The 22,876-nt window shown below is 70.4% G+C and carries 23 protein-coding genes; 2 read left to right on the top strand and 21 right to left on the bottom strand.

Annotation, left to right across the window (positions count from 1 at the left end; translation table 11 throughout):
- Positions 1-55: 55 nt before the first annotated feature.
- From OG594_RS14245 to OG594_RS14145, 21 genes are all read right to left on the bottom strand, one after another.
- Complete coding sequence (locus OG594_RS14245; RefSeq protein WP_266598738.1) at positions 56-889, bottom strand: xanthine dehydrogenase family protein subunit M; 834 nt, start codon at positions 887-889, stop codon at positions 56-58.
- Positions 886-3,291 (bottom strand): xanthine dehydrogenase family protein molybdopterin-binding subunit, encoded by a 2,406-nt coding sequence (locus OG594_RS14240; RefSeq protein ID WP_266598736.1) that lies wholly within the window; start codon positions 3,289-3,291, stop codon positions 886-888. Before OG594_RS14240 ends, OG594_RS14245 begins: the two co-directional genes overlap by 4 nt.
- A 5-nt stretch (positions 3,292-3,296) precedes the next feature.
- The gene (locus OG594_RS14235; RefSeq protein WP_266598734.1) at positions 3,297-3,821 is read right to left on the bottom strand and encodes a (2Fe-2S)-binding protein; all 525 of its coding nucleotides are present in this window, start codon (positions 3,819-3,821) and stop codon (positions 3,297-3,299) included.
- A 2-nt stretch (positions 3,822-3,823) separates the two neighbouring features.
- Positions 3,824-4,438, bottom strand: coding sequence for an NADPH-dependent F420 reductase (locus OG594_RS14230; protein ID WP_266598732.1), 615 nt, complete (start codon positions 4,436-4,438; stop codon positions 3,824-3,826).
- A 90-nt stretch (positions 4,439-4,528) separates the two neighbouring features.
- Positions 4,529-6,013, bottom strand: a complete 1,485-nt coding sequence (locus OG594_RS14225; protein ID WP_266598730.1) for an aldehyde dehydrogenase — start codon at positions 6,011-6,013, stop codon at positions 4,529-4,531.
- A gap of 34 nt (positions 6,014-6,047) precedes the next feature.
- A complete protein-coding gene (locus OG594_RS14220; RefSeq protein WP_266598728.1) occupies positions 6,048-6,788 on the bottom strand; it encodes a type 1 glutamine amidotransferase domain-containing protein in 741 nt (246 codons plus the stop codon).
- 70 nt (positions 6,789-6,858) lie between these two features.
- Positions 6,859-7,602 (bottom strand): MinD/ParA family protein, encoded by a 744-nt coding sequence (locus OG594_RS14215; protein WP_266598726.1) that lies wholly within the window; start codon positions 7,600-7,602, stop codon positions 6,859-6,861.
- The gene (locus OG594_RS14210; RefSeq protein WP_266598724.1) at positions 7,603-8,859 is read right to left on the bottom strand and encodes a PP2C family protein-serine/threonine phosphatase; all 1,257 of its coding nucleotides are present in this window, start codon (positions 8,857-8,859) and stop codon (positions 7,603-7,605) included.
- The gene (locus OG594_RS14205; protein WP_266598722.1) at positions 8,841-9,314 is read right to left on the bottom strand and encodes an anti-sigma regulatory factor; all 474 of its coding nucleotides are present in this window, start codon (positions 9,312-9,314) and stop codon (positions 8,841-8,843) included. Before OG594_RS14205 ends, OG594_RS14210 begins: the two co-directional genes overlap by 19 nt.
- Positions 9,311-9,622 carry an STAS domain-containing protein gene (locus tag OG594_RS14200; RefSeq protein ID WP_030008825.1) on the bottom strand — a complete coding sequence of 104 codons (312 nt, stop codon included), beginning with the start codon at positions 9,620-9,622 and terminating at the stop codon, positions 9,311-9,313. The genes OG594_RS14205 and OG594_RS14200 overlap by 4 nt, the downstream gene beginning before the upstream one ends.
- Position 9,623: 1 nt before the next feature.
- Complete coding sequence (gene glgX / locus OG594_RS14195; RefSeq protein WP_266598719.1) at positions 9,624-11,786, bottom strand: glycogen debranching protein GlgX; 2,163 nt, start codon at positions 11,784-11,786, stop codon at positions 9,624-9,626.
- Positions 11,783-12,133, bottom strand: a complete 351-nt coding sequence (locus OG594_RS14190; RefSeq protein ID WP_030008823.1) for an STAS domain-containing protein — start codon at positions 12,131-12,133, stop codon at positions 11,783-11,785. Before OG594_RS14190 ends, glgX begins: the two co-directional genes overlap by 4 nt.
- 37 nt (positions 12,134-12,170) lie before the next feature.
- A complete protein-coding gene (locus OG594_RS14185) occupies positions 12,171-13,994 on the bottom strand; it encodes an AGE family epimerase/isomerase (protein ID WP_266598717.1) in 1,824 nt (607 codons plus the stop codon).
- A gap of 3 nt (positions 13,995-13,997) precedes the next feature.
- Positions 13,998-14,459, bottom strand: a complete 462-nt coding sequence (locus tag OG594_RS14180; RefSeq protein WP_266598715.1) for a VOC family protein — start codon at positions 14,457-14,459, stop codon at positions 13,998-14,000.
- Complete coding sequence (locus OG594_RS14175; RefSeq protein WP_266598713.1) at positions 14,459-15,070, bottom strand: DJ-1/PfpI family protein; 612 nt, start codon at positions 15,068-15,070, stop codon at positions 14,459-14,461. Before OG594_RS14175 ends, OG594_RS14180 begins: the two co-directional genes overlap by 1 nt.
- Complete coding sequence (locus OG594_RS14170) at positions 15,063-16,667, bottom strand: GMC family oxidoreductase (protein WP_266598711.1); 1,605 nt, start codon at positions 16,665-16,667, stop codon at positions 15,063-15,065. Before OG594_RS14170 ends, OG594_RS14175 begins: the two co-directional genes overlap by 8 nt.
- Before the next feature lie 9 nt (positions 16,668-16,676).
- Positions 16,677-17,060 carry a nuclear transport factor 2 family protein gene (locus tag OG594_RS14165; protein ID WP_266598709.1) on the bottom strand — a complete coding sequence of 128 codons (384 nt, stop codon included), beginning with the start codon at positions 17,058-17,060 and terminating at the stop codon, positions 16,677-16,679.
- Between the two features lie 13 nt (positions 17,061-17,073).
- Positions 17,074-17,529 carry a nuclear transport factor 2 family protein gene (locus OG594_RS14160; RefSeq protein WP_030008817.1) on the bottom strand — a complete coding sequence of 152 codons (456 nt, stop codon included), beginning with the start codon at positions 17,527-17,529 and terminating at the stop codon, positions 17,074-17,076.
- A 23-nt stretch (positions 17,530-17,552) separates the two neighbouring features.
- Positions 17,553-17,987, bottom strand: coding sequence for a nuclear transport factor 2 family protein (locus tag OG594_RS14155; RefSeq protein ID WP_030008816.1), 435 nt, complete (start codon positions 17,985-17,987; stop codon positions 17,553-17,555).
- 37 nt (positions 17,988-18,024) lie between these two features.
- Positions 18,025-19,671 (bottom strand): thiamine pyrophosphate-binding protein, encoded by a 1,647-nt coding sequence (locus OG594_RS14150; protein WP_266598705.1) that lies wholly within the window; start codon positions 19,669-19,671, stop codon positions 18,025-18,027.
- Positions 19,672-19,713: 42 nt separating this feature from the next.
- A complete protein-coding gene (locus OG594_RS14145; RefSeq protein WP_266598703.1) occupies positions 19,714-20,538 on the bottom strand; it encodes a type 1 glutamine amidotransferase domain-containing protein in 825 nt (274 codons plus the stop codon).
- Positions 20,539-20,854: 316 nt separating this feature from the next.
- On the opposite strand from OG594_RS14145, the gene OG594_RS14140 reads away from it, so the two are divergent.
- Together OG594_RS14140 and OG594_RS14135 are read left to right on the top strand one after the other, a co-directional pair.
- Positions 20,855-21,121 (top strand): UBP-type zinc finger domain-containing protein, encoded by a 267-nt coding sequence (locus OG594_RS14140; RefSeq protein WP_033226151.1) that lies wholly within the window; start codon positions 20,855-20,857, stop codon positions 21,119-21,121.
- Positions 21,118-22,848: an FAD-dependent oxidoreductase gene (locus OG594_RS14135; protein WP_266598701.1), complete on the top strand. Its 1,731-nt coding sequence runs from the start codon at positions 21,118-21,120 to the stop codon at positions 22,846-22,848. Before OG594_RS14140 ends, OG594_RS14135 begins: the two co-directional genes overlap by 4 nt.
- Positions 22,849-22,876: the final 28 nt, after the last annotated feature.

Genomic DNA, 22,876 nt, shown 5'->3' with positions numbered 1-22,876 from the left:
CACTCAACTCCCCCGTGATGGGGCCCGTGCGGGCCCCGTGGTGTGCCCTCTCGGGCTATCGGTCGAGGGCCTGCTCGGCCCTCTGCAAGGCTCGGGCCGTGAGGACCCCCACGAGATGACCGAGGTACTCGGCCGAGGTGCCGCGCCCGGGGACGAAGAGCTCCCTGGGCTCGGCGCGGAAGGCCGCGAGCACGGCGTCCGTGCCGTACGGGCCCCCGCGCAGCCGGTCCTCGACCCCGCGCAGCCGCAAGGGCCGGGGGGTGGCCCCGGTGACGGCGATGCGCGGCCCGCCGGGGGTGATCCGTACGGCGGTGGCGCACACCGGGTAGCGGGTGGCGCGGTCGGCGGTCTTCTCGAAGGCGGCGGCAGGTCCCGCGGCCGGCACGAGCAGCGCGGTGAGGACCGTGGCGGCGGGCGGGCTTCCGGCCGCGAGCTCCTCGGCCGCCAGGGTGGACCGCCCGCCGGGGCCGGCCAGTTCGACCGCGGCGTCGGCGGCCATGGCGGCGACCGGCAGGTCGGTGGCCCGCCCGGCGGCGGCGAGGTTGCCGCCGACGGTGCCGAGGTTGCGGACCTGGGGGTCGCCGTTGGCGCGGGCCGCGGCGGCCAGTTCCGGGGCCTGGGCGAGCACCAGCGGGTCGGCGGCGAGCTCGGCGAGCGGGGTGAGGGCCCCGATCCGCAGCCGTGTGCCGTCGGGGGTGCGCGTGACGCCGCGCAGCTCCTCCAGCCGCCGGATGTCGACCAGCAGCGCGGCCCGGTCGGCTCCCGCGCGCAGGTCGGGCAGCAGGCTCTGGCCTCCGGCCAGGACCCGGGCGCCGCGCGTCCCGGACAGCAGGGTGAGCGCCTCGTCGAGGCCGGCGGGCCGGGCGTAGTCGAATTCGGTGAGGATCACTGGGCTTCCCCTCTCAGGCGGCGCCAGACCTTCTCGGGGGTGAGGGGCATGTCGATGTGCTGGACGCCCAGGTCGGACAGGGCGTCGACGACGGCGTTGACGACGGCCGCGGCGGGCGGGACGGTGGCGATCTCGCCGGCGCCCTTGGCGCCGAGCGGGTTGTGCGGGCTGGGCGTGACGGTCTTGTCGAGGGTGAAGAACGGCACGTCGGCGGCGCGCGGCAGGGCGTACGCGGTCAGGTCGGAGCTGATGAGCAGGCCCTGTTCGTCGTAGACGGCGGCCTCCATCAGGGCCTGGCCGAGGCCGTGCGTGATGCTGCCCTCGATCTGGCCGAGGACGATCTTGGGGTTGCCGATGTGGCCGGCGTCGTCGACGGCGGTGTAGGACACCACCTCGGTCTCGCCGGTCAGTTCGTCGATCTCGACGACCGCCACGTGGGTGCCGAAGGGGTAGTTGAAGTCCGGCGGGTCGAAGTGCGTGGTCTCGTCGAGGGCGGGTTCGATCTCCGCGGGCAGCCCCCAGCCGTACCACATGGACATCGCCAGCTCGGCGAAGGTCTTGGTGTTCTGCTCGTTGCCCTCTTCGTAGACGCGGCCGCCCTCGTAGACCACCTTGTCCTCGGAGACCCCCAGGAAGACGGCGCCGGCCCGGATCAGCTTGCTCTTGATCTTGCGGGCGGTGAGGGCGACGGCGGGCGCGGCCATGCTGTAGGAGCGGGAACCGTAGGTGCCCTGCCCGTACGGGGCCTTTTGCGTGTCGCCCTCCAGGACCTGGACGGTGTCCGGGTCGATGCCGAGCTCGTCGGCGGCGACCTGCGCGAAGACCGTGCCGTGGCTCTGGCCGGTGGAGGCGGACCCCACGATGACGGTGACCTCGCCGGTCGGGTGGACGCGGATGTTCGCGCTCTCCCAGGTGCCGCCGAGCATGCCCTCCTGGGACATCCGGGTGGAGGGGCCGACCCCGCAGATCGCCACGTAGGTGGCGAGGCCGACGCCGAGCCGCTTGCCGCGGGTGCGGGCCTCGGCCTTGCGGGCCGGCATGTCGGCGTAGCCGGACAGCTCGATGGCCCGGTCGAAGTTCAGCTGGTAGTTCCCGGAGTCGTAGGTCCAGCCGAGGCCGTTGTCGTACGGGAACTTCTCCTTCGGCACCAGGTTCTTGCGGCGGACGGCCGCCGGGTCCATGCCGATCTCGCCGGCGTACCGGTCGACGAGCCGCTCCATGAGGAAGGCGGCCTCGGCGCGTCCGCTGCCGCGCTGGGCGCCGAGCGAGACGGTGTTGGTGAAGGCGGCGTAGACCTCGCAGAAGGCGGCGTCGATGTCGTACATGCCGCTGATGGAGCGGCCCATCAGGGCGGTGGCGACACCGGGGCCGATCGTGGAGGGGTACGCGCCGAGGTTGGCGTAGCTGGTGCAGCGCACGGCGGTGATCCGGCCGTCGCGGGTGCCGGCGAGCGTCACGTGCTGGCGGTGGTCGCGGCCCTGGACGGTGGAGTTCATCAGCCCGGTGCGGGTGTCCACCCACTTCACGGGCCGGCCGAGCGCCTTGGACAGCAGCAGCACCAGCGCCATGTCGGGGTACAGGTACCCCTTGGTGCCGAAGCTGCCGCCGACGGTCGGGGCGATGACCCGGAGCTTGTTGAAGGGGATGCCGAGGACCAGCGCGGAGAGCAGGAAGCGGTGGTTGTGCGGACCTTGGGTGGAGGCGTAGAGCGTGTATTCGCCGGTAGCCGCGTCGTAGTCGCCGACGGCGCCGCGCGGCTCGATGGGGCTGTTGATGGTGCGCTGGTTGACGAGGTCGAGCTCGACGGTGACCTCGGCCTCGGCGATGGCCGCGTCGGTGCGGTCCTTGTCGCCGCAGGTCCAGTACGCGTTCAGGTTGCCGGGGACGGCCTCGTGCAGCTGGGGCGCGCCCTCGGCGAGCGCCTCGTCGGCGCGGGTGACCACGGGCAGCGGCTCGTACTCGACGGCGATGGCGGCGAGCGCCGCGGTGGCCTGGCGCGGGGTCTCGGCGACGACCACGGCGATGGGGTCGCCCACGTGCCGGACGGTGTCGCCGGTGAGGACCGGGCGGGCGCCGGGAAGTCCGTAGGGGTGGGGCGGGAAGTGGCTCTCGACGCCGCCGGGGATCCAGATGCAGGGCAGCGGCATGACGTCGGTGAAGTCGGCGGCGGTGGCCACCTTGAGCACGCCGGGCAGCTGCTCGGCGGCCTTGGTCTCGATGGAGAGGATCTTCGCGTGCGCCACCGGGCTGCCCAGGATGGCCATGTGGGCGGTGCCCGGCAGGTCGATGTCCGCCACGTACGTGGCCTCGCCGCGGAGCAGTTGCGGATCCTCGCGGCTGTCCAGCGGCTGCCCGAGGATGCCGCTCCCCGTGGCCGGGGCCTCCCCCGTCACTGCGGTCATGTCCCTCACACCTCCTGTCCGGCAGCGGTGGACGCGGCGACGGCGGCGGGCTCGGAGACACTGGAGGGCGCCTCGGCGCGGGCGGCCGCGCAGGCGCGCTGCACGCCCCGTACGACGCTGTGGTAGCCGGTGCAGCGGCACAGGTTGCCGGTGAGCCACTCGCGGATCTCGGGTTCGGTGGGGGCTTCGCCGCCTGCGGTGGAGTCGACGAGTTCGCCCAGCGCCATGACCATGCCGGGGGTGCAGAAGCCGCACTGGGTGCCGTGTTCCTGGCGCAGTGCCTCCTGGAGGCCGGACAGTTCACCGCCGCGGGTGGTCTCGCCCTCGATGGTGGCCACCTCGCTGCCGGCGGCGGAGGCGGTCAGGACCAGGCAGCTCTTGACGGACCGGCCGTCGAGGCGGACGACGCAGGTGCCGCACTGGCCGGTGTCGCAGCCGACCTTGGTGCCGGTGAGCCCGAGGCCGTCGCGGAGCCGTTCCACGAGCAGTTCGTTCGGCCGCGCCGAGAACTGCTCGGGTCTTCCGTTCACATTCAGTGTGATATCCATGCCAGCGCCTGCGCTTCCGTGAGCGGCCGGTTGAAAAGGGGCCCGCCGGGCTGTTGGAGAATTCCTCCGGAGTGCAACGGGCCGGTGTCCACGGGTGCGAATCCCAGATCCGTGATGATTCCCGCGACGATTTCTTTCGATTTCGCGTCGTCGCCCGCGGTGAAATGTGCCAGGCGTTCTCCGGGGGCGGTGCCCGCGACGGCGAGGGTTTCGAAATGCATGGTGTTCAGGGATTTGACGACCTGGGCGTCGGGGTACCACTCGGCGACCAGGTCGCTGGAGCCGCGCCCGCCGAGGTCTGCGGGGGTGCCGGGGCCGCCGAACGCGTTCGTGGCGTCCACGAGCACCTTGTCCTGCACGGCGTACGGCGGGAGCAGCCCGCGGACGCTTTCGAAGGGCACCATCAGCACCAGGAGTTCGGCCCGGTCGGCGGCCTCGGCGGGGTGCGCCGCCGAGGCCGCCCGGCCCAGCTCGGCCACGAGCGGGCCGAGGGCCTGCGGGCCCCGGGCGCCCGCGAGGACGACCTGATGGCCCGCTGCCACGAGGATCCTGGCCAGGGTCGAGCCGATCCGCCCGGTGCCGATGATGCCTGTCCGCATTGCCGCTCCTCGGGAAGGGGTCTCGTTCGCCGTTCCGGTCGCGCCCGTCCGCGATGTCGGTCGCGCCCGTGCGCCGCTTCGGTCGCGCTCTCAGTCCATGCCGATCCAGACCGACTTGGTCTGGGTGTAGCTCTCCAGCGACTCGGGGCCGCACTCGCGGCCGTAGCCGGAGGCCTTGTAGCCGCCGTAGGGCACGGCGGGGTCGTACTGGTTGTAGCAATTGACCCAGACCGTGCCGGCCTTGATCTGCGAGGCGACCCGGTGGGCGCGCCGCAGGTCCTTGGTGTGGACGCCGGCGGCGAGGCCGTACGCGCTGTCGTTGGCGATGCGCACGGCGTCCTCCTCGGTGTCGAAGGGGATGATCGACAGGACCGGGCCGAAGATCTCCTCCTGGGCGATCCGCATGCCGTTGTCGACGCCGGTGAAGACGGTCGGCAGGAAGTACAGGCCCTGACTGGAGGCGCCCTCGGGGGTCCAGCCGCTGCCGCCGGTGCGCAGGACCGCGCCTTCCTTCTCGCCGACCTCGATGTACGAGCTGACCTTGTCGAACTGTCCGCGGTGGGCCAGCGGTCCGAAGAGGGTGGCCGGGTCGCGCGGGTCGCCGGGCTTCAGGTCGGCGGCCCGGCGGACGAGGCGTTCGACCATCTCGTCGTGGATGGGGCGCTGGAGCAGGAGCCGGGAGCCGGCGGTGCAGATCTCGCCCTTGTTGTAGTAGATGCCGAAGAAGGCGAGTTCCTCGGCGGCGTCGAGGTCGGCGTCGGCGAAGACGATGTTGGCGGACTTGCCGCCGAGCTCCATCGTCACCTTCTTCAGGGTGCCGGCCGCTTTGCGGATGATGGTCTGGCCGACCGAGGTGGAACCGGTGAAGGCGATCTTGTCGATGTCGGGGTGGCCGGTGAGGGTCTCCCCCAGTTCCACGCCCGGACCGGTGATGACGTTCAGCACCCCGTCGGGGATCTCCGCCTCCTGGAAGAGCTCGGCGATCTTCAGGGCGGTCAGCGGGGTGGCCGGGGAGGGCTTGTGGACCACCGTGTTCCCCGCGGCGAGCGCCGGTGCGATCTTCGTCATCGACAGCAGCAGCGGGAAGTTGAACGGGGTGATGGCGCAGACCACGCCCAGCGGTTCGCGCAGGGTGTAGGCGAGCTGGCCGCCGGCCGGGGCGCGCGAGGAGCCGTCGACCCGGGTCACGGCCCCGGCGTAGTAGTGCATGAGCTGGGCGGCCATGGGGGCGTCGACCGTGCTGGAGAACGCGAACGGCTTGCCCATGTCCACGGTCTCCAGCAGGGCGATCTCCTCCAGGTCGCGCTCGATGAGCTCGCCGACCCGGTTCAGCCGCAGCGCGCGCTCCTGGGCGGACAGTCTGCTCCAGGGGCCTTCCTCGTACGCCGTGCGGGCGGCGGCGACGGCCGCGTCCGCGTCGGCGGCGGCGGCCTGGGCCACCGGTACGATCTCCTGCCCGTCCACGGGGCTGATGTCCGGTTCGGTACGGCCGTCCTGGGCCGGGACCCAGGCGCCGCCGATGAACAGTTTCCCGGGGTTGGCGAGGGGCTGGCCGCTCAGCTCACGCTTGGTCATGGCTGCCTTCCGGTTTCGGGTGCGGGGGGCGGTACTAGCCCTTCGCGAGCTGCCGTAAGAACGTCTCGGCGAGGGCCTTGGAGGAGTAGGGGTTCTGGCCGGTCGTCAGCTTGCGGTCGACGACCACGTGCGCGTCCCAGATGGCTTCGGCCTTCTCGTAGCGGGCGCCGAGCCGGGTGAGTTCGACCTCCAGGATCAGCGGGAGCCGGCCGGCCATGTTGGTGACCAGTTCCTCGCTGTGCGAGAAGGCGGTCATCCGGTAGCCCTCGAAGGGCCAGCGGCCTTCGCCGTCGCGCAGTGCGAGCAGTGCGGTGTGGCCGTGGCACACGGTGGCGAGCGGCTTGTCCTGCGCGATGACCCAGCGCAGGATCTGGGCGAGCTCGTCGGACTTGGGGAGGTCGCCGATGGCGCCGTGGCCGCCGCTGACGTACACGCCGTCGTAGTCCGTGATGTCCTTCTCGGTGAGGGTCTCCAGTGCGATGGGGGCCCTCAGTTGGGGGGTGTTCTCGATGGCCCGGACGTATGCGGCGGCGTTGGCCGCGTCCTCGTCCGGCGAACCCTGGGGGCGGACCCACTGGAGGAACTGGGGGTCGATGCTCGTCTGGTCGACCGTCGGCGCCCTGCCTCCGATCGTCGCCACGTCCACGTCGTGGCCGGCCGCTTTGAAGAGCGAGAAGGGCACGACGAATTCCTCGGCCCAGAATCCCGAGGGGTGCTGTTCACCGTCGAGCAGATGCAGTGTGGCTTTGGCCGTCATGACGACGAGAATCTTCATGATTCTCTCCTTGTTCTGGATTCGCTGCCGATTCAACACGCCACCCGCGGGGGGCGTAAGGGGGATGACGTCAGGCCCGCGATACTTCGTCACGTGCGTCCAACGCCGAGATGATGGTGCGGAATTCACCGACCAGGGGGTGGTCGGGGTGGGCTTCGGCAAATATGCGTTCGCCGTACAACGCCGCCATTTCCGGCGAGTAGGGAAGGATTCCGGCCAGTGGCGCACCGTAGACCGCCTCGGAGCGGCGGCGGGCCGCGTCCCGGTCGATGCCCTCGGGTGCCATGCTCAGGACCAGGTTCCGCCGGCAGGTCAATCGCCCGGCGAGGGCGATGGTCTCCTCGACCCCGGAGAGGTCGATCCGGTCGGCCCGCGCCATGATCATCAGTACGTCGGCGCTCGCCATGGCCGTCACCGACTCGTTGTTGAGCCCGGCGTGGGTGTCGAGCAGCAGCACGTCGAGGGCGAAGTGCGCGGCCAGCCGGTCGAAGCCCTCCGGCAAGAGCCCCACGTCGTAGCCCCCGGCCATGATCTCGCGCAGGGCGGCCGTCCCGGTCCGGGCCGGTACGACGTACAGCCCGGGCGCCCCCGCCTGCTGGGCGGTGGTCTCGATCTCGCAGCGGCCGAGCAGGTAGTCGGTCAGGGAGGCGCCGGGCCCCAGGCGGAACAGCAGGTCCAGGGTGGGCGACTGGATATCGGTGTCGACCACCCCCACCCGGCGCCCCTCGCCCGCCAGGAGCAGCGCGAGGTTCGCCAGTACCGAGGACTTGCCCGTCCCACCGCGGTGCGAGTGCACGACGATGGTGCGGGTCATCTAGGCCACCACCCGGGTGCCGGCGCCGTCCGCGCGCGGCCCCCGCGCCGCGCGCGGCCGGTGCAGGGCCAGCATGGTGACGTCGTCGTGCTGTTCGGCGGTGCCGGTGTGCTCGCGCACCGCCAGGTCCATCCGGTCGACCACGTCCTTGCCGCTGACCGGTGGCCCGGCGAGCAGTTCCAGCATCCGGTCGTCGCCGAGGAAGCTGCCGTCCGGGCAGCGGGCTTCGGGGACTCCGTCGGTGAAGGCGAACAGGGTGTCGCCCGGGTCGAGCTGGGCGTAGCCGAGGGTGTAGACGCAGTCGGGCTGGATCCCGACGGCCGGCCCGGTGATGTGGAGGGCGACCGGCGGGCTGCCGTCGGCGGGCAGCAGCAGGGGCGGGTTGTGGCCGCCGTTGATGTAGACGAGGCTGCCGGTGAGCGGGTCGAGCACCCCGAAGAAGAGGGTGGCGAAGTAGCCCTGCCGCAGGTGGTTGCGGGTGAGGTAGCCGTTGGTGGCGGTGACCGCGTTGAGCAGCGGGGTGGCGCCGACGACCGGGATCCGCCGGCTGCCGCCGGCGCGTCCGGCGACCAGGTGCTGTAGGCCGCTGTTCTGCGCGGTGTGCCGCAGCAGGGAGCGGATGAGCGCCATGAACAGTGCCGCACCGACCCCCTTGTCGCAGACGTCGGCGACGACGAAGGCGAGCCGGCGGCCGCGGGAGATCTCGAAGACGTCGTAGAAGTCTCCGGCGACCTGTCGGGCGGGGCGGAACCGCACGTCGATCTCCCAGCCGTCGGGGACGGGCATCGATTCGGGCAGGAAGCCCGCCTGGATCTCCCGGCCGATCTCCAGTTCCTTCTCGTAGCCCATGAGTTCGGCGCGGGCGTCGGCCTCGCGCAGGGTGCGGCCGAGTCCGGCGCGTTCCGAGCAGCTGTGCAGCCGGGCCCCGACGAGGGCGGGCAGGAAGGGCGGTACGAGGTAGTCGTGCCCGATCCGGACGTGCTCCTCCAGGGCGGCGAACTCCGTCACGGTCCAGACGACCACGATGGGGGCCCCGGCCCAGCGGCGCAGCCGGCGTACGGCCATCCGTACCGCCTCCCCGTCGGACTCGGCCGGGGCGAGCAGCACGTCCGCGACGGGCAGCAGTTCCAGCGCGCCTTCGCGCAGCTCCGCGAGGGAGCGGGTGACGAGTGCCGCGTCCATCGTCCGCAGGGCGTCGAGCAGCGCGGGCGGCGGTGGCGGGTACGCGTCGAGGATGATCACGGTCGTGGAGGGCATCGGTCGGTCCCCTCAGCCTTCACAGTCAGGGTGCTGATGTTGCGGCCGTCCCTGTGCGCGTAGCCGAACTCGTCCACGCTGGTCAGTGCCAGGTGGATGCCGAGGCCGCCGATCCGCCGGTCCTGCGGGGGGACCCCGTGGGCGGGCGGCAAGCAGCCTTCGACGGGGTCGAAGGGGGGTGCGGTGTCCTCGATGACGATCTGCACCCCGCCGGGGCCGGAGCGGCCGCGGACGGTGATCCGTCCGCCGCCGCCCCGGTACCCGTGCATCACGACGTTCGTGGCCAGTTCGTCCACGGCCAGCCGGAGCCGGTAGGCGGCGCCCTTGTCCAGGCCCGCCGCTGCGGCCAGCCGCAGTACGAACGAGGCGATTTCGCCCAGTGCCCCCACCGTTGCGGGCACTTCCAGTACGCAGGACTTCCTCGCCAGTTCGACCATGTCAGTCACGGTGGTCACTCATCGGAGAGAACGATGCTCCGGTCGAGCCCGGCCGTCCGGATGGTGCGGGACACGGGCTCGATGGCACCGACCACCTTGATGGTGACGTCGTTCGCGACCTTCTGCTGGGCGAAGACCAGGGAGCGCAGTCCGGCGCTGGCCATGTAGCCGACGCCAGCCATCCTGATCTCGACGGTCTGGGTGCCGTGGCCGGCGGCCTTCTCGATGGTCCGGTGGAAGTCCGGTGCGGTCTTGGCGTCCAGCTCGCCCGTCAGTTCGATCACGGTGGTGTCGCCCTCGATGCTCAGGGACACGGAAAGCGGCATGTCAGGTCTCCTTCGGTCGGGGCGTGTCGAGGTCGTCGGAAACGTTCGTGCGGCCCACCAGGATCACGACCGAGCGCGGGCCGATCAGGTACTTCCCGGCGTTGTCCAGTTCCTGCTCGGCTCCGGGGGTGCGGATGTCGTACGGTGCTTCGGCCCCGGTGTCGGCGAACAGGTGCCAGCTCCGGCCTCCCGGCAGGGCGGGCAGTTCCAGGTCGTGCGACTCCCAGTGCGCGTTCATGGCCACGTACACCACGTCGTCGTCGCCGGTGCCGCAGCGGGCCACCGCCAGCAGCCGGCTCTCGGCCGACCAGTCGGGCTGCCAGGCCCGTTCCCCGTGCCAGCTGATGTCCGGCAGGCCCAGGTGCTCGCGGACCTGGCCGGTGGGGTGGGCGGTGGAGCGCAGTTCGCGGTGGTGCTTGCGGAATTCGATCATCTCCCGCGTGAACCGGAGCAGTTCGGCGTTGTCGTCGACCTGGTCCCAGTCGAACCAGGAGAGCTCGTTGTCCTGGCAGTAGGTGTTGTTGTTGCCCTGCTGGGTGCGCGCGACCTCGTCCCCGGCCAGCAGCATCGGGATGCCCTGGCTGGTGAAGAGGATCGCCAGGGCGTTCTTCATCTGCCGGGTGCGCAGCGCGTTGATCTCCGGGTCGTCGGTGGGTCCCTCGGCGCCGCAGTTCCAGCTGTTGTTGTCGTTGGCACCGTCGTTGTTGTTCTCGCCGTTGGCCTCGTTGTGCTTGTCGTTGTAGGAGACCAGGTCGGCGAGGGTGAAACCGTCGTGCGCGGTCAGGAAGTTGACCGAGGCCGCGGTGCCGCGGGTGGCGTACAGATCGGGCGAGCCGGCGATCCGGGTGGCCAGTTCGCCGGTGACCCCGGGGTCGCCCTTGAGGAAGCTGCGCACGGTGTCGCGGTACTTGCCGTTCCACTCGGCCCAGCGGCCGTAGGCCGGGAAGTTGCCGACCTCGTAGAGGCCGCCGGCGTCCCAGGCTTCGGCGATCAGCTTGGTGTGCCGCAGGACCGGGTCGTAGGCGAGCAGTTCCAGCAGCGGCGGGTTGGGCAGCGGGGTGCCGTCCAGGGCCCGGCCGAGGATGGCCGCCAGGTCGAAGCGGAATCCGTCGATGTGGTAGTCGGCGACCCAGTGGCGCAGGCAGTCGAGCACGTAGTTGCGCACGACGGGGTGGTTGCAGTTGACGGTGTTGCCGGTGCCGCTGAAGTTGAAGTAGTACCCCTCGGGCGTGAGCATGTAGTACGTGGCGTTGTCGAGCCCCTTGAAGGAGATCGTCGGGCCCTGCTCGTTGCCCTCGGCGGTGTGGTTGAAGACGACGTCGAGGATGACCTCGATGCCGGCCGCGTGCAGGTCCTTGATCAGGGTGCGGAACTCGTCGCCCTGCATGCCGTAGCGTCCGGTGGCCGCGTAGCCGGCCTTGGGCGCGAAGAACGAGACGGTGTTGTAGCCCCAGTAGTCGAAGAGCTGCTCGCCCGTCTCCGGGTTGCTGCGCGGGTTGTCGCTCTCGTCGAACTCGAACACCGGGAGCAGCTCGATGCAGTTGACCCCGAGTTCCTTCAGGTACGGGATCTTCTCGCGCAGCCCCGCGAAGGTGCCGGGAGCGGTGACCTGCGAGGAGGGGTGCCGGGTGAAGCCGCGCACGTGGGTCTCGTACACGACGAGGTCCTCGGCGGGGATGCCCAGTGGGGTGTCGTCGCCCCAGTCGAAGTCCTGGAGGCAGACGCGGGAGCGGTACTGGTAGCCGCGGCTGCGGTCCGGCTCCACGCCCCACACGTCACGACCGGCGATCAGTCGGGCGTAGGGGTCGGAGAGCACCTGCCGGGCGTCGAAGCGGTGGCCGGTGACCGGGTCGTAGGGACCGTCGGCCCGGTACCCGTACTCGATGTTCTCGTGGTCGAGGCCGAAGACGGTCATGGCGAAGACGCTGCCGGTGCGGAATTCCTCGGGGAACTCCAGTTCGGCCATCGGCTCGGGTTCTCCGCGCTTGAAGATGACCAGGGTCATGGAGGTGGCCTGGTCGGAGAAGACGGAGAAGCTGACCCCGCCGGGGACCACGTTGGCCCCGAAGGGGAACGGTTTGCCCGCGCGGACGCGGTACCCGCCCACTTCGTGGGTCGGGTAGGCGTCGACGCGCAGCACCTGCTCGGACCGGGTCTCGGTCATCGCGCGGCCTTGGCCTTGGCCTTGGCCGCCGCGGCGACGGCCTCGCCGGTTTCGAAGAAGTCGAGGAACCCGGTGGCCGACATGACGAACCGGACTTCCTCGCTCACCCCGTAGAGGGTGACCGCGACGCCGGCGTGCTGCGCCTCGCGGTAGACCACGAGCAGGGTGCGCAGGCCCGCGCTGGAGACGTAGGTGACCGCCGTGAGGTCGATCTTCAGCGGCTTGCCCTCGCGGACCAGCGGCAGCAGTGCCTGGAGCAACGAGCCGGATGTCTCGCTGTTGATCTCGCCGGTGGCGACGAGCACGGTGCCCGTCTTGTTCCGGCGTTCCTTGACGTTGAGAGTCATTGCATTCCCCTCTGGTTGGGGCGCCCCCCGTTGAGCGCTACTTCTTGGCGACCGGACGCAGCCGGACCTTGACCTTCACGCGGCTCTGCACGTCGGGCAGGCGGACGGTGAGGGCGTCGGCGTCGAAGTCGGTGTACGGCTTCTCGTCGATCTCCACGGACGCGATCCTCACCGAACCGGCGGGGAGCAGGTCGGGCGAGACGCGCAGGACGCGGTCGGGCAGGTTCGTCGGGTCGGGCTGGAAGTGGAAGTCCATCTCCCGGCCGTTGATGAGCAGGTTGTTGTAGACGGCGGAGAGGTAGCAGAGCTCCGCCGAGTGGTACATGGACATCGAGTGGCTGCCCTTGAGCCGCTCGGTGCCGAGCAGGTACGGCGTACCGCTGGCGAGCACGTTGAAGTAGACGGCTCCCTCGTCGTGGTCGAGGAAGAAGGTGTTGTAGAAGGCCTGGGCCTGGCGGGCCTCGCGCAGGTTCGCGTCGCCGCCGACCGTGCCGTTCAGGATGAGGTAGGCGAGGATCGCCTGCTCCTGCTGCCACCAGGCCTTGCGGTCGTGCCAGGCGAACCGGTACGCCTCCTGGTCGCCCTCCTTGATCCGCTCGACGACGTCGTACCAGCCGCCGCGCTGCACGTCGCTGCCGACCGCCGGCATGATCTCGCCGATCTTCTTGGCGAGCTGCTCGTACTCCGGCTTGGCCTTCAGCGAGTTCATCCGCATCAGGTTCCAGGCGATCTTGAGGTTGTGGCCGACCACCGCTCGGTTCTGCTGCCAGCTGTGCGCCTTGTCGTGGGACCAGTCGCGGAAGAATCGTTCCTGGACGAAGGGGCTGTTCTTGTAGTCCGGGAACTTGTCCGCGATGGTGTCGAAGGTGTACTCGAGGAAGTCGGCGTACTTCTGGTCGCCGGTCGCCAGGTACAGGTTGATCAGGTAGGCGGGCGCGTGGTCGCCGACCGAGTTCCAGTTCTTGCGCTCGGCGTTCTCACCGAGGGACTCGTGGTCGGCGCTGAAGAGGATCGGGTCGATGTGCGAGTAGTAGCCGCCCTGCTCCGGGTCGAAGAAGAACTTGTCGAACAGCCTGATGGTGGCGTCCGCGTCGTTCTTGATCCGGACGTCACCGGTGACCCGGTACGTCTGGATGGGGCCGGCCAGCGCGTAGATCTGCTCGTACATCGGGATCGCGTCGTAGTCGTCGGAGAACTCCGAGGTGAAGAGCTTGCGCTCGCTGTCCCCGTCGACGCTGATGCCGTGGTACCAGAAGACCACGTCCTCCTCGCTGTCCACGACCCGCATGTGCTTGCGCAGGTACTCGGTGCCGCGCTCGGCGACCTCCAGGTACTCGTCCTTGCCGGTCAGCAGGTAGGCCGAGGCCATGCCGTAGACCAGGCGGGAGATGGTGTCGGTCTCCTGGACGTGGCTGGCGGTCTTGTCACCGCCGAGCCGGATCTCGGTGCGGTACTCGGTGAAGTCCACCGGCCCGTCGCCGAACTGCGCCCGCTTGTAGAAGTCGGCCAGGGATTCGATCTGCTTGATCCACCAGCTGGGCTCCTCGAAGCGGTAGTCCTCGGACCCGCGGCCCAGGAAGACCAGGCGCTTGGCGTCGAAGCTCCCGCCGCGCTCCGGGTAGTGCACCCCGTAGACGAAGAGGAACCGGCCGGGCGAGAGCATCTCGTCGATGTGCCCGGAGGCGTCGATGTAGGGCTCGTCCAGGTTGCGGACCAGCTCGGCGCTGGGGTCACCGGCGAGGGAGACGTCGAACTCGCGCCCGTCGGCGGTCTTCAGCCTCAGCAGCCGGGCCCCGGAGTCGAAGCGGGTGACGTATCCCGCGATCGTGTCGGAGAAGGAGAAGGTCACGGCGTCAGCCATGGGTCACGCACCGTCCTTGTCGTGAGAGCCGTCGTCCTCGTACCCCTGGCTGACTTCGACGATGACCCCGTCGGGATCGCGGACCCACACGGTCCGCCAGCCGCAGATGAAGTCGTCGAAGTCCAGTGGTCCCAGGGTCACTTCCGCCGCGTCGCCCAGCTCGGCCAGGAACGCGTCCACGCTGTCGGTCTGGAAGGCCAGGTGGCGCATCCGGCCGGGGGCCTGCGGACCGTCTCCCCCAGCTACCGCCGGGGGGACCCCCGGCGCCGGGCGGGCCGGTTCGGCGGCGCCGGCCGCGAAGAGCTCCAGGTACGCGTCCCCCTTGCGCAGAAACACGATCTGCGCCTCCCCGAGGTCGACGACGCGGGCCCGGGCGAAGCCGAAGTACCGGGTGTAGAACTCCTCGGTGGTCTTCTGGTCCGTGCAGTTCAGGCCCACGTGGGACCACCGCAGCCCGGCGGCCATCAGCCGGCCCCCCGGCCCCGGCCGGCCGCGATCAGTTCGATGATCCGGCGGGCGAACAGGTGGTGGTGGGCTCCGGTGCGGCCGGTGACCAGGTCCCCGTCGACCACCACGTCCTCGTCGACGTACTCCCCGCCCATGTTCCGGACGTCACCGATGAGGTTGTTGTGGCAGACCACCTTGCGGCCGCGGATCTTCTCGGGGATCGAGGAGGCCAGCCACATGCCGTGGCAGATGATCCCCTTGAGGACCGTCGGCTCCGCGAAGGCCCGGCGCAGCAGCTCGGTCGCCGGGGCGAGGACGTCCACGTCCTCGGTGTAGCGCAGCCGGTCGGCCACCATGCCGGAGGGCACGATGATCGCCGCGTACCGGCGCAGCTCCGCGTCGCTCAGCCCCTCCAGGGACTGCGTGGCGGTGAAGGGCGCCCGGTACTCGTGCCCGGTGAAGGTGATGGAGTCGTTGCCCCACAGCCGGGTCAGGAAGTCGACCTCGGCGCCCTCCTCGGCGAACCGGTGCTGGTAGTAGAAGATCTCCGGCTCGTAGTAGTCGCTCTCGACCAGGACCGCGATCCGGGTCCCGGACAGCGCGCCCTCGCGCAGTACCGCGTCAGACACGGGAGGCTCCCTTCAGGAAGTCCGCCGCGCGCTCGGCGATCATCGCGATGGCGGTGTGGCAGTTGCCGGACGGGACCGCGGGCATCACGCTCGCGTCGACCACGCGCAGGTTCCGTACGCCGTGCACCCGCAGCTCGGGGTCGACGACGGAGAGGTCGTCGATGCCCATGCGGCAGGAGCCGGCCTGGTGGTGGTAGCTCTCCGACTTCTGCCTCGCGAAGGTCCGCAGGTCGTCGTCGCTCGCGTAGCCGGGGCCGGGCTGCAGCTCCTGCTTGTACCAGGGCGAGAAGGCGGAGGTCGCGAAGATGTCCCGGGCGATCTTGATGCCCTGCACCATCCGTTCCAGGTCCCACCGGTCGCCCAGGTAGTTCGGGTTGATCAGCGGGTGGGCCAGCGGGTCGGCGCTCGCCAGCTTGATCCAGCCGCGCGAGACGGGCCGTACGACACCGGGCAGGATGGACACCGTGTGGGGGTGGTCCTGGCCGACGATCACGTCGAACGGCACGTGGACGAAGGCGATCTGCAGGTCGGGGGCGGGCAGCCCGGGCTGCGAGGACAGGAATAGAGCGCTCTCCGACAGGTTCTGCGCCGGCGGCGGGAGCTCCTGGGTGACCTCGGCCATCAGCCCGGTCAGGACGTGGTTGTGGAAGTTCTCGCCGACCCCGGGCAGGGCCGCGGTGACCTCGATGCCGTGCTCGCGCAGCTGCTCCGGGTGGCCGATGCCGGAGAGCAGCAGCAGCTTCGGGGACTCGATCGCCCCGGCCGCCACGATCACCTCGCGACGGGCCCGTGCGGTGTGCGGCCCGGGCGCCGCGGCGGCGCTGTGGCCGTCCCGGACGGTCCGGCCGGGGACGTCGGCGGGGGCCTTGAGCTGGACGTACTCGACGCCCGTGCAGGTGTCCCCGTCGATCAGCAGCCGGGTGCTCTGCGCGTTGGTGCGCAGGGTCAGGTTGGCGCGCCGCAGCGCGGGTTCCAGGTAGGCGGCGAGGGCGCCCTGGCGGCGGCCGTCGGCCACGTCGATGTGGTGCCAGCCGGTGCCGAAGAGGCCGCGCCGGGGGCCGTCGGTGTTGAAGTCGGCGATCTCCTGGTGGCCCAGCTCGACGGCGGCGTCGATGAAGGCGCGGGAGACCGGGTTGGGGCCGTGCAGCCCGGCGTTGGTGATCCGCTGCGGGCCCCGGGTGCCCGTGGTGGCGGCGGTGACGTCCTCCTGGCCCTCCAGCAGGGCGAAGTAGGGCAGCACGTCCTCGTAGGACCAGCCGGCGGCGCCCTGGTAGGCCCAGTTGTCGAAGTCCGAGGCGTGGCCGCGGATGTGCATCATGATGTAGAGGTTGCTGCTGCCGCCGGGGGCCTTGCCGCGCGGTTCGTACGTACGGCGGCCGTCGAGTCCGGGCTGCGGGGTGCTGGTGTAGCCCCAGTCCACCGGCCCGCCGAGGAGCTTGTACCAGGAGGACGGGTCGTCCACCTCGGGCGGGATGCGGGAGCCGCCCGCCTCCAGGACCAGCACGGAGACGTCCGGGTCCTCGGAGAGCCGGTCGGCCAGCACGCTGCCGGCGGTGCCGGATCCCACGACGATGTAGTCGTACTCTTCGACGCTCATGGATCCCCCTCAGCCCTGGCTCAGCACCTGGAAGGGAACCGTGTCGTGGTAGTTCGCCATGTAGGCGATCTTTCCGTCCACGATCCGGAAGAAGTTCATGACCTCGGCCTCGACGGGCTCGCCGGAGGCGCTGATCGCGGTCAGGTGGGAGACGGCCGCGGCCTTCTCGCCGTCGACGAGGAAGTGCACGGGCTCGTTCCGGAAGACCCGGTACATCGTGCCCATGCCCTTCATCATCGAGCGCAGCACGTCCAGGCCCTCGATGTGGCCGGCGAGCTGCTCGTCCATGACCTGGTCGTCGGCGAACAGGTCGCACCAGCGGTCCCAGTCCCCGGCGTTGGCGTACTCGTAGTACTTCCGGAGGATTTCGGTGTGGCTCTCGTGTCGGTCCATCGCGCTCGACCCCCTATCGGTCCCTGCGGGTTCCGTCCGGCGCGAACGGCGCCCAGAATTGGCTGAAGGCGGTCGCCGAGTCCCCGAAGAGCCCGTCCCGGCCCTCGACGATCCGGCCGCCGCGCCACCGCATGAAGTGGAAGACCGGGTAGTCCATCCGCTCGTACGGGGACGTGCTCGTCTCGTCCGCGCCGTCCCGCAGAGCCACGTTGCGGCACACGTCGGCGCTGCAGTCCTCACCGACGAGGACCGCCTGGATGTCCATCCGGAAGGTGCCGCCCGTGAGCTTGTGGGTCTGCCCCATCAGCTCGAGGAAGGCGTCCAGGCTCTCGTACCAGCCGGCCAGCGGGTGGCTGCCCGGCACCAGCCAGCGCAGGTCCTCGGAGTAGTACTCGAGGATGCGCGCCCGGTCGCCGGAGCCGAGGGCGGCATAGGCCGCCTCGACCCGTTCCCGTGTCACTTCGGTCATCGTCGCTCCTCCTTCGCCGGCGCTCAGAGCGAGCCGGAACCGGGCATCGGCGCCAGGTCGTTGACGGTGTACTGCTTGATCAGCGGTCCGTCCGGACCGGCCACGACCGTCCAGGTCTGGTCGGCGTCGAAACCGAGCCACTGGCTGCGGGCGGCCGGCGGGTCCCAGATCTTGGCCTGCCAGTTGACGAGGACCCGGACGACCGCCCGGTCGCCCTCGATGACGGGTTCCACCTTCGTGACGGTGTGGACCTCGTCGAAGAAGCGGTGGGTGACGGCCGCGTACCAGCGGCCGAACCCCTCGTGTCCGAGGAAGGTGTCCTCGGGGACCTTGAACTCCAGGTCCTCGGTGATCAGGGCGAGCACGTCGTCCAGACCCACGTGCTGGTCCAGCGCCACGTACCAGTTCTCGGCGAAACTGCGGATCGCGTCCTCGGTCAGCTGCCGCTCGGCGGGCATGCGGTCTCCTCCTGTCCGTGCTGCGTGAGTGCTCTGGTCAGATCTGGATGTCCACGAGGAAGGGTCCGGGGTGGGACAGCATCCGGCCCACGGCGGCGACCGCCTCGTCCGGCTTCTCCACGCGCATCCCGCCGGCGCCGAGCGAGCGGGCCAGCCCGGCGAAGTCGATCTCGGGGTGGGAGAGGTCGAAGGAGTGCGGGAAGCCGTGCTCCGGGATGTCCCGCTCCCGCCAGTACTGGGCGATGTTGTCGTCCAGCAGCCGGTACTTGCGGTTGTTGCACACGACGAACTTGGCGTCGATGCCGTGCCGGGCCGCCGTCCACAGCGCCTGGTACGTGTACATGGACCCGCCGTCGCCCGCGAAGCCGACCACCATCCGCTCCGGCCGGGCCAGCTTGGCCCCGACCGCGCCCGGGAAGCCCACGCCGAGCGAGCCGCCCCGAGTGAGGTGGTAGTCACCGGGGCGCTCCGCCGGCAGGTACCGGGTGACCAGCGGCGAGGTGGTCAGCGCCTCGTCGAAGACGATCAGGTCCCCGCCGGTGCGCTCGGCCAGGGTCTTCAGGAAGACGGCCATCGGCGTGCCGTCGTCCGGGGCCGAGCGGGCCTCCTGCACCTCGCGGACCCGCTCCCGGGTCCGTACGTCGAGGCGCGCGGCCGCCGCGGCCCGCCGCTGCGGGCCGAGCCGCCGCTCCAGTACGCCGGCCAGCGCGCGCAGCGCCTGCCGGGGATCCGCGGCCAGGCCCAGGTCCACCGGGTGGTTCTTGGCGATCTCGTAGGCGTTGAGGTCGATGTGGACGACCTTGGCGCCCGCCCTGAAGGGGCTCTCCAGTTCGGGGAAGACCTCCGGGAAGACATAGGTGCCGACGATCAGCACCCCGTCGGCGTCCCCGACGAGCTCCTTGCTGTGCGGGCCGAACATGTGCCCGGTCTGGCCCCGCCGCAGCGGGTGCGAGGCCGCGATGTTCACCTCGGACGAGTCGACCTCGTACACGTCGGCGCCCAGCAGCTCGGCGACGGCGACGAGCTCGTTCTGCGCCCCGGAGAGCGCGACCCCGTCCCCGACCAGGACGATCGGCCGCTCGGCGGAGGCGAGCAGCTCGGCCGCCCGCCCCACCGAGGCCGGCGAGGGCGACACGTCGGTGAGCACCTGCGCGGAGGGCAGGACGGGCTCGGAGTTGAGCTCGTCCAGCACGTCCATGGGAAGTGCCACGAACACGGGCCCGCGGGGCGGGGTGAGCGCGATCTTCACGGCCCGCCGGACGGTGCGGAGCACGGACCGCGGGTCGGTGACCCGGGTCGCGTACTTGGTCACCGGCTTGGCCAGCGCCACCAGATCGCATGCCATCTGCGCGTCCATGGCGTCGTAGCGGACCCCGGCGTCACCGGCGACCACGACGAGCGGGGTGTGGCCGCGCAGCGACTGGTAGAGCATGCCGATGCCGTTGCCCAGGCCGACGCCGGAGTGCAGCTGGAGCAGGGCCGCGCCGCCGGTCGCCCGGGCGTACCCGTCGGCGATGCCGGCGGCCACGGTCTCCTGGAGGGCGAGGACGTAGTGGAAGTCCTCCGCCGCGTCCACCGCGTCGAGGAATCCCTGTTCCACCGTCCCCGGATTTCCGAACATCACATTCAGGCCGTCGGCCTTGAACTGCTCGATCAGCCTTTCCCGTCCGGGAGTGGCTTCCATGAATTCCCCCTCAACTCTGCGATTTCCCTGCGGCTTCCGGGATCACCAGCCGTATCGGGTGAGACCGTCCTCCAGGACTTCCACGATCTTCTGCCCCGTGAGGTACGAGTCGGGGGTGGAACGTCCGGTGACGAAGGGGAAGTCGACGATGACCGATACCGGCTTGCCGAAATTCCCGTGGTACGCGCCGCGCGGGCCCGTCGCGTCGCGCAGGATGTACTCCAGCGGATACGGCGGCGGCCCCATGTTGAAGTCGGTACCGAGGAATCCGGTGCCGTCCTTGTAGTCGTACTCCTTGCAGTGGCCGGTCACGTGCTTGCCCCAGATGATGCTCCTGCGGTCGCCCCAGTCCCGGGCGAACGCCAGGCAGGCGACGCCGTAGCACTCGGCGGCGACGACCTTGCCGGCCTTCTGGAAGGCCAGGATCAGGGCGTGCACGCGCTCGTTGTTGGCGAGGTCCGCGATCGGGCCGCTGCCGCCGACGATGAGGATCGCGTCGTACGCGGCGATGTCGGCGTCGAGCTTGTCGAGATCGCGGTGGTACTGCTCCAGCTTGGGCAGATAGCCCTCGTCGCTCGTGTACGGACGTTCGGGGACCCACGCCTCGATGTCGAGCGGCGAGTCCAGCCGGCTCGACCGCTCGAACTCCCGCCCCAGCCGGGCGTTCTCCTCGGTGGTGACCGAGCGTCCCAGCGGGGGATCGATGTAGTTCGCGTCGAGGCTCGGCGGAAGAGCGTGTGCACGCTTTCCGGTCGGCGTGGCGAATATGACCTCGTAGCCCCGCTCGTCGAACTTCGATACGGGGCCTATCAGTTCCTCGGCCCAGTAACCGTGTTCGGAGACAATGACCAGAATCTTTCTGCTCACGTATTCCTCCAGGCGCCGCCTGTTGTCGTTGGCGTCCCCCACACTGGCCGCGCCCGGGGGCTTCGTCAAAGCGCTGGTATGCGACTTCGTGAGGTAGCGGGCCAGCTCGTGGCAGCACCTCAGGAAGTCGTCCGCAGACGTCAGGAAGTAGCTTCAGGACTACCTGACTTCGGCCGAATCGATGAACCGTTCCGGTGGCTCCGTCCTATGGTCTGGACGCGCCGTGAATCACGGGCGCACGAGCCGACTTGATGAACGAGCAAGAGCACGAGCAACAGCACGGAAGAGCACGAGGAGAGGGACGGGGACGAGGACGATGGACCTGTTGTGCACACACATCGATCAGATACGTCCGGTGAAACCCACGGCCGTGGGCTGCGAGGAGTGCCTCATCGCCGGCGACACCTGGGTGCACCTGCGGATGTGCCTCAGCTGCGGGCACGTCGGATGCTGCGACTCGTCGAGGAACCGTCACGCCACCCGGCACTACCGGACCACCGAGCACGCCATCGCGGCCTCCCACGAGCCCGGCGAGGACTGGGCCTGGTGCTACGCCGACCAGCTGATGCTGGACCCGGCATGAGCGCGGCCCCGGAGGGTTCCGCCGCCGCCACCGCCACCTCGGGGGCCGCGGCCGCCGAACGCGCGGAGCACAAGAAGCCGGTCATCCTCGCCGTGGACGACGACCCGCAGGTGCTGCGCGCCGTCCGCCGCGACCTGCGCAGCGCCTACGGTGACCGCTACCGGGTGCTCGGCGCCTCCTCGGCGGCCGACGCCCTGAAGATCCTGGACTCCCTCGACGAACGCGGCCACGACCCGGCGCTGTTCCTCGTGGACCAGCGCATGCCGGACGTGACCGGCGTCGAGTTCCTGCTGGAGGCGGTCAGCCGCTTCCCGGACGCCCGGCGCGTCCTGCTGACGGCCTACGCGGAGACCGACGCCGCGATCACCGCCATCAACCGGGTCCGGCTGGACTACTACCTGCTCAAGCCCTGGGACCCGCCGCACGAGCGGCTCTTCCCGGTCCTGGACGACCTGCTGTCGGACTGGCTGGCCACCTACCGGCCGGCGTACGACGGGATCATCGTCGCCGGCCACCTCGTCTCCCCCGGCACCCACGCCGTGCGGGACTTCTTCACCCGCAACGGCCAGCCGTTCCGCTTCCTCAACGTCGAACGGGACCCCGAGGCGCTGACCCTGATCGCCGCCCAGCCCGACGGGGCGCTCCCCCTCGTCCGCTTCCCGGACGGATCGGTGCTCTCGGCCCCGACCGACACCCAGCTCGCCCAGCGCCTGGGCCTGGCCACCACCGCCTCCCGCCCGCACTACGAGTGCGTCATCGTCGGCGCGGGCCCGGCGGGGCTGGCTGCGGGGGTCTACTCGGCCTCGGAGGGCCTGTCGACCCTCATGCTGGACTCCCGCGCCCCCGGCGGCCAGGCGGGCACGTCCAGCCTGATCGAGAACTACCTCGGCTTCCCCTCGGGCCTCTCGGGCGGCGACCTGACCCGCCGGGCCACCATCCAGGCCTCCCGGTTCGGCGCCGAGATCCTGCACCCGGTCGAGGTGGTCTCGCTGACCCGGGACGACCCGGCCAAGATCCTGACCCTGGCGGACGGCACGGAGATCTCCGCCGAGACGGTGCTGCTGGCCACCGGGGTCTCGTACAACCGCCTCGAGGCCCCCGGCGCGGACCGCTTCGAGGGGGCCGGCCTCTACTACGGCGCGGCCACCACGGAGAGCTCGGCCTGCATCTCGCAGCACGTGTTCATCGTCGGCGGGGCCAATTCTGCGGGCCAGGCGGCGGTGCACTTCGCCAAGTACGCCGCCCGCGTGACGATCCTGGTCCGTGCGGCCTCCCTGGACGCGAGCATGTCCCGCTACCTGATCGACGAGATCGACCGCACCCCGAACATCGAGGTGAAGGTGCGCACGACGGTGGTCCGACTGGACGGCGAGGAGCACTTGGAACGCCTCACCCTCCACGACGCGGACACGGGCGAGGACACCGAGGTCCCGGCCCGTTTCATGTTCACCTTCATCGGCGCCCGCCCGCACACCGACTGGCTCGCGGGCGTCGTCGAGCGCGACGAGTACGGCTTCGTCCTCACCGGCTCGGACCTGATCTCCAACGGCGGCGAGCTGCCGGCCGAGTGGAGCCTGGAGCGCGCCCCGTACCCGCTGGAGACGAGCGTCCCCGGGGTCTTCGCGGCGGGCGACGTCCGCGCCCACTCGGTGAAACGGGTCGCCTCGGGCGTGGGTGAGGGAGCGATGGCCGTGTCGCTGATCCACCGCTACCGCTCGATGGGCTGAGAGCGAACGCCCCGAGCCTTGTGATCAA

Origin of the sequence: Streptomyces sp. NBC_01214 (assembly GCF_026340975.1) — a bacterium.
GTDB lineage: Bacteria > Actinomycetota > Actinomycetes > Streptomycetales > Streptomycetaceae > Streptomyces.
Note: the sequence above shows the minus strand (reverse complement) of the source record. Positions and strands in the feature narration are given on the sequence as shown.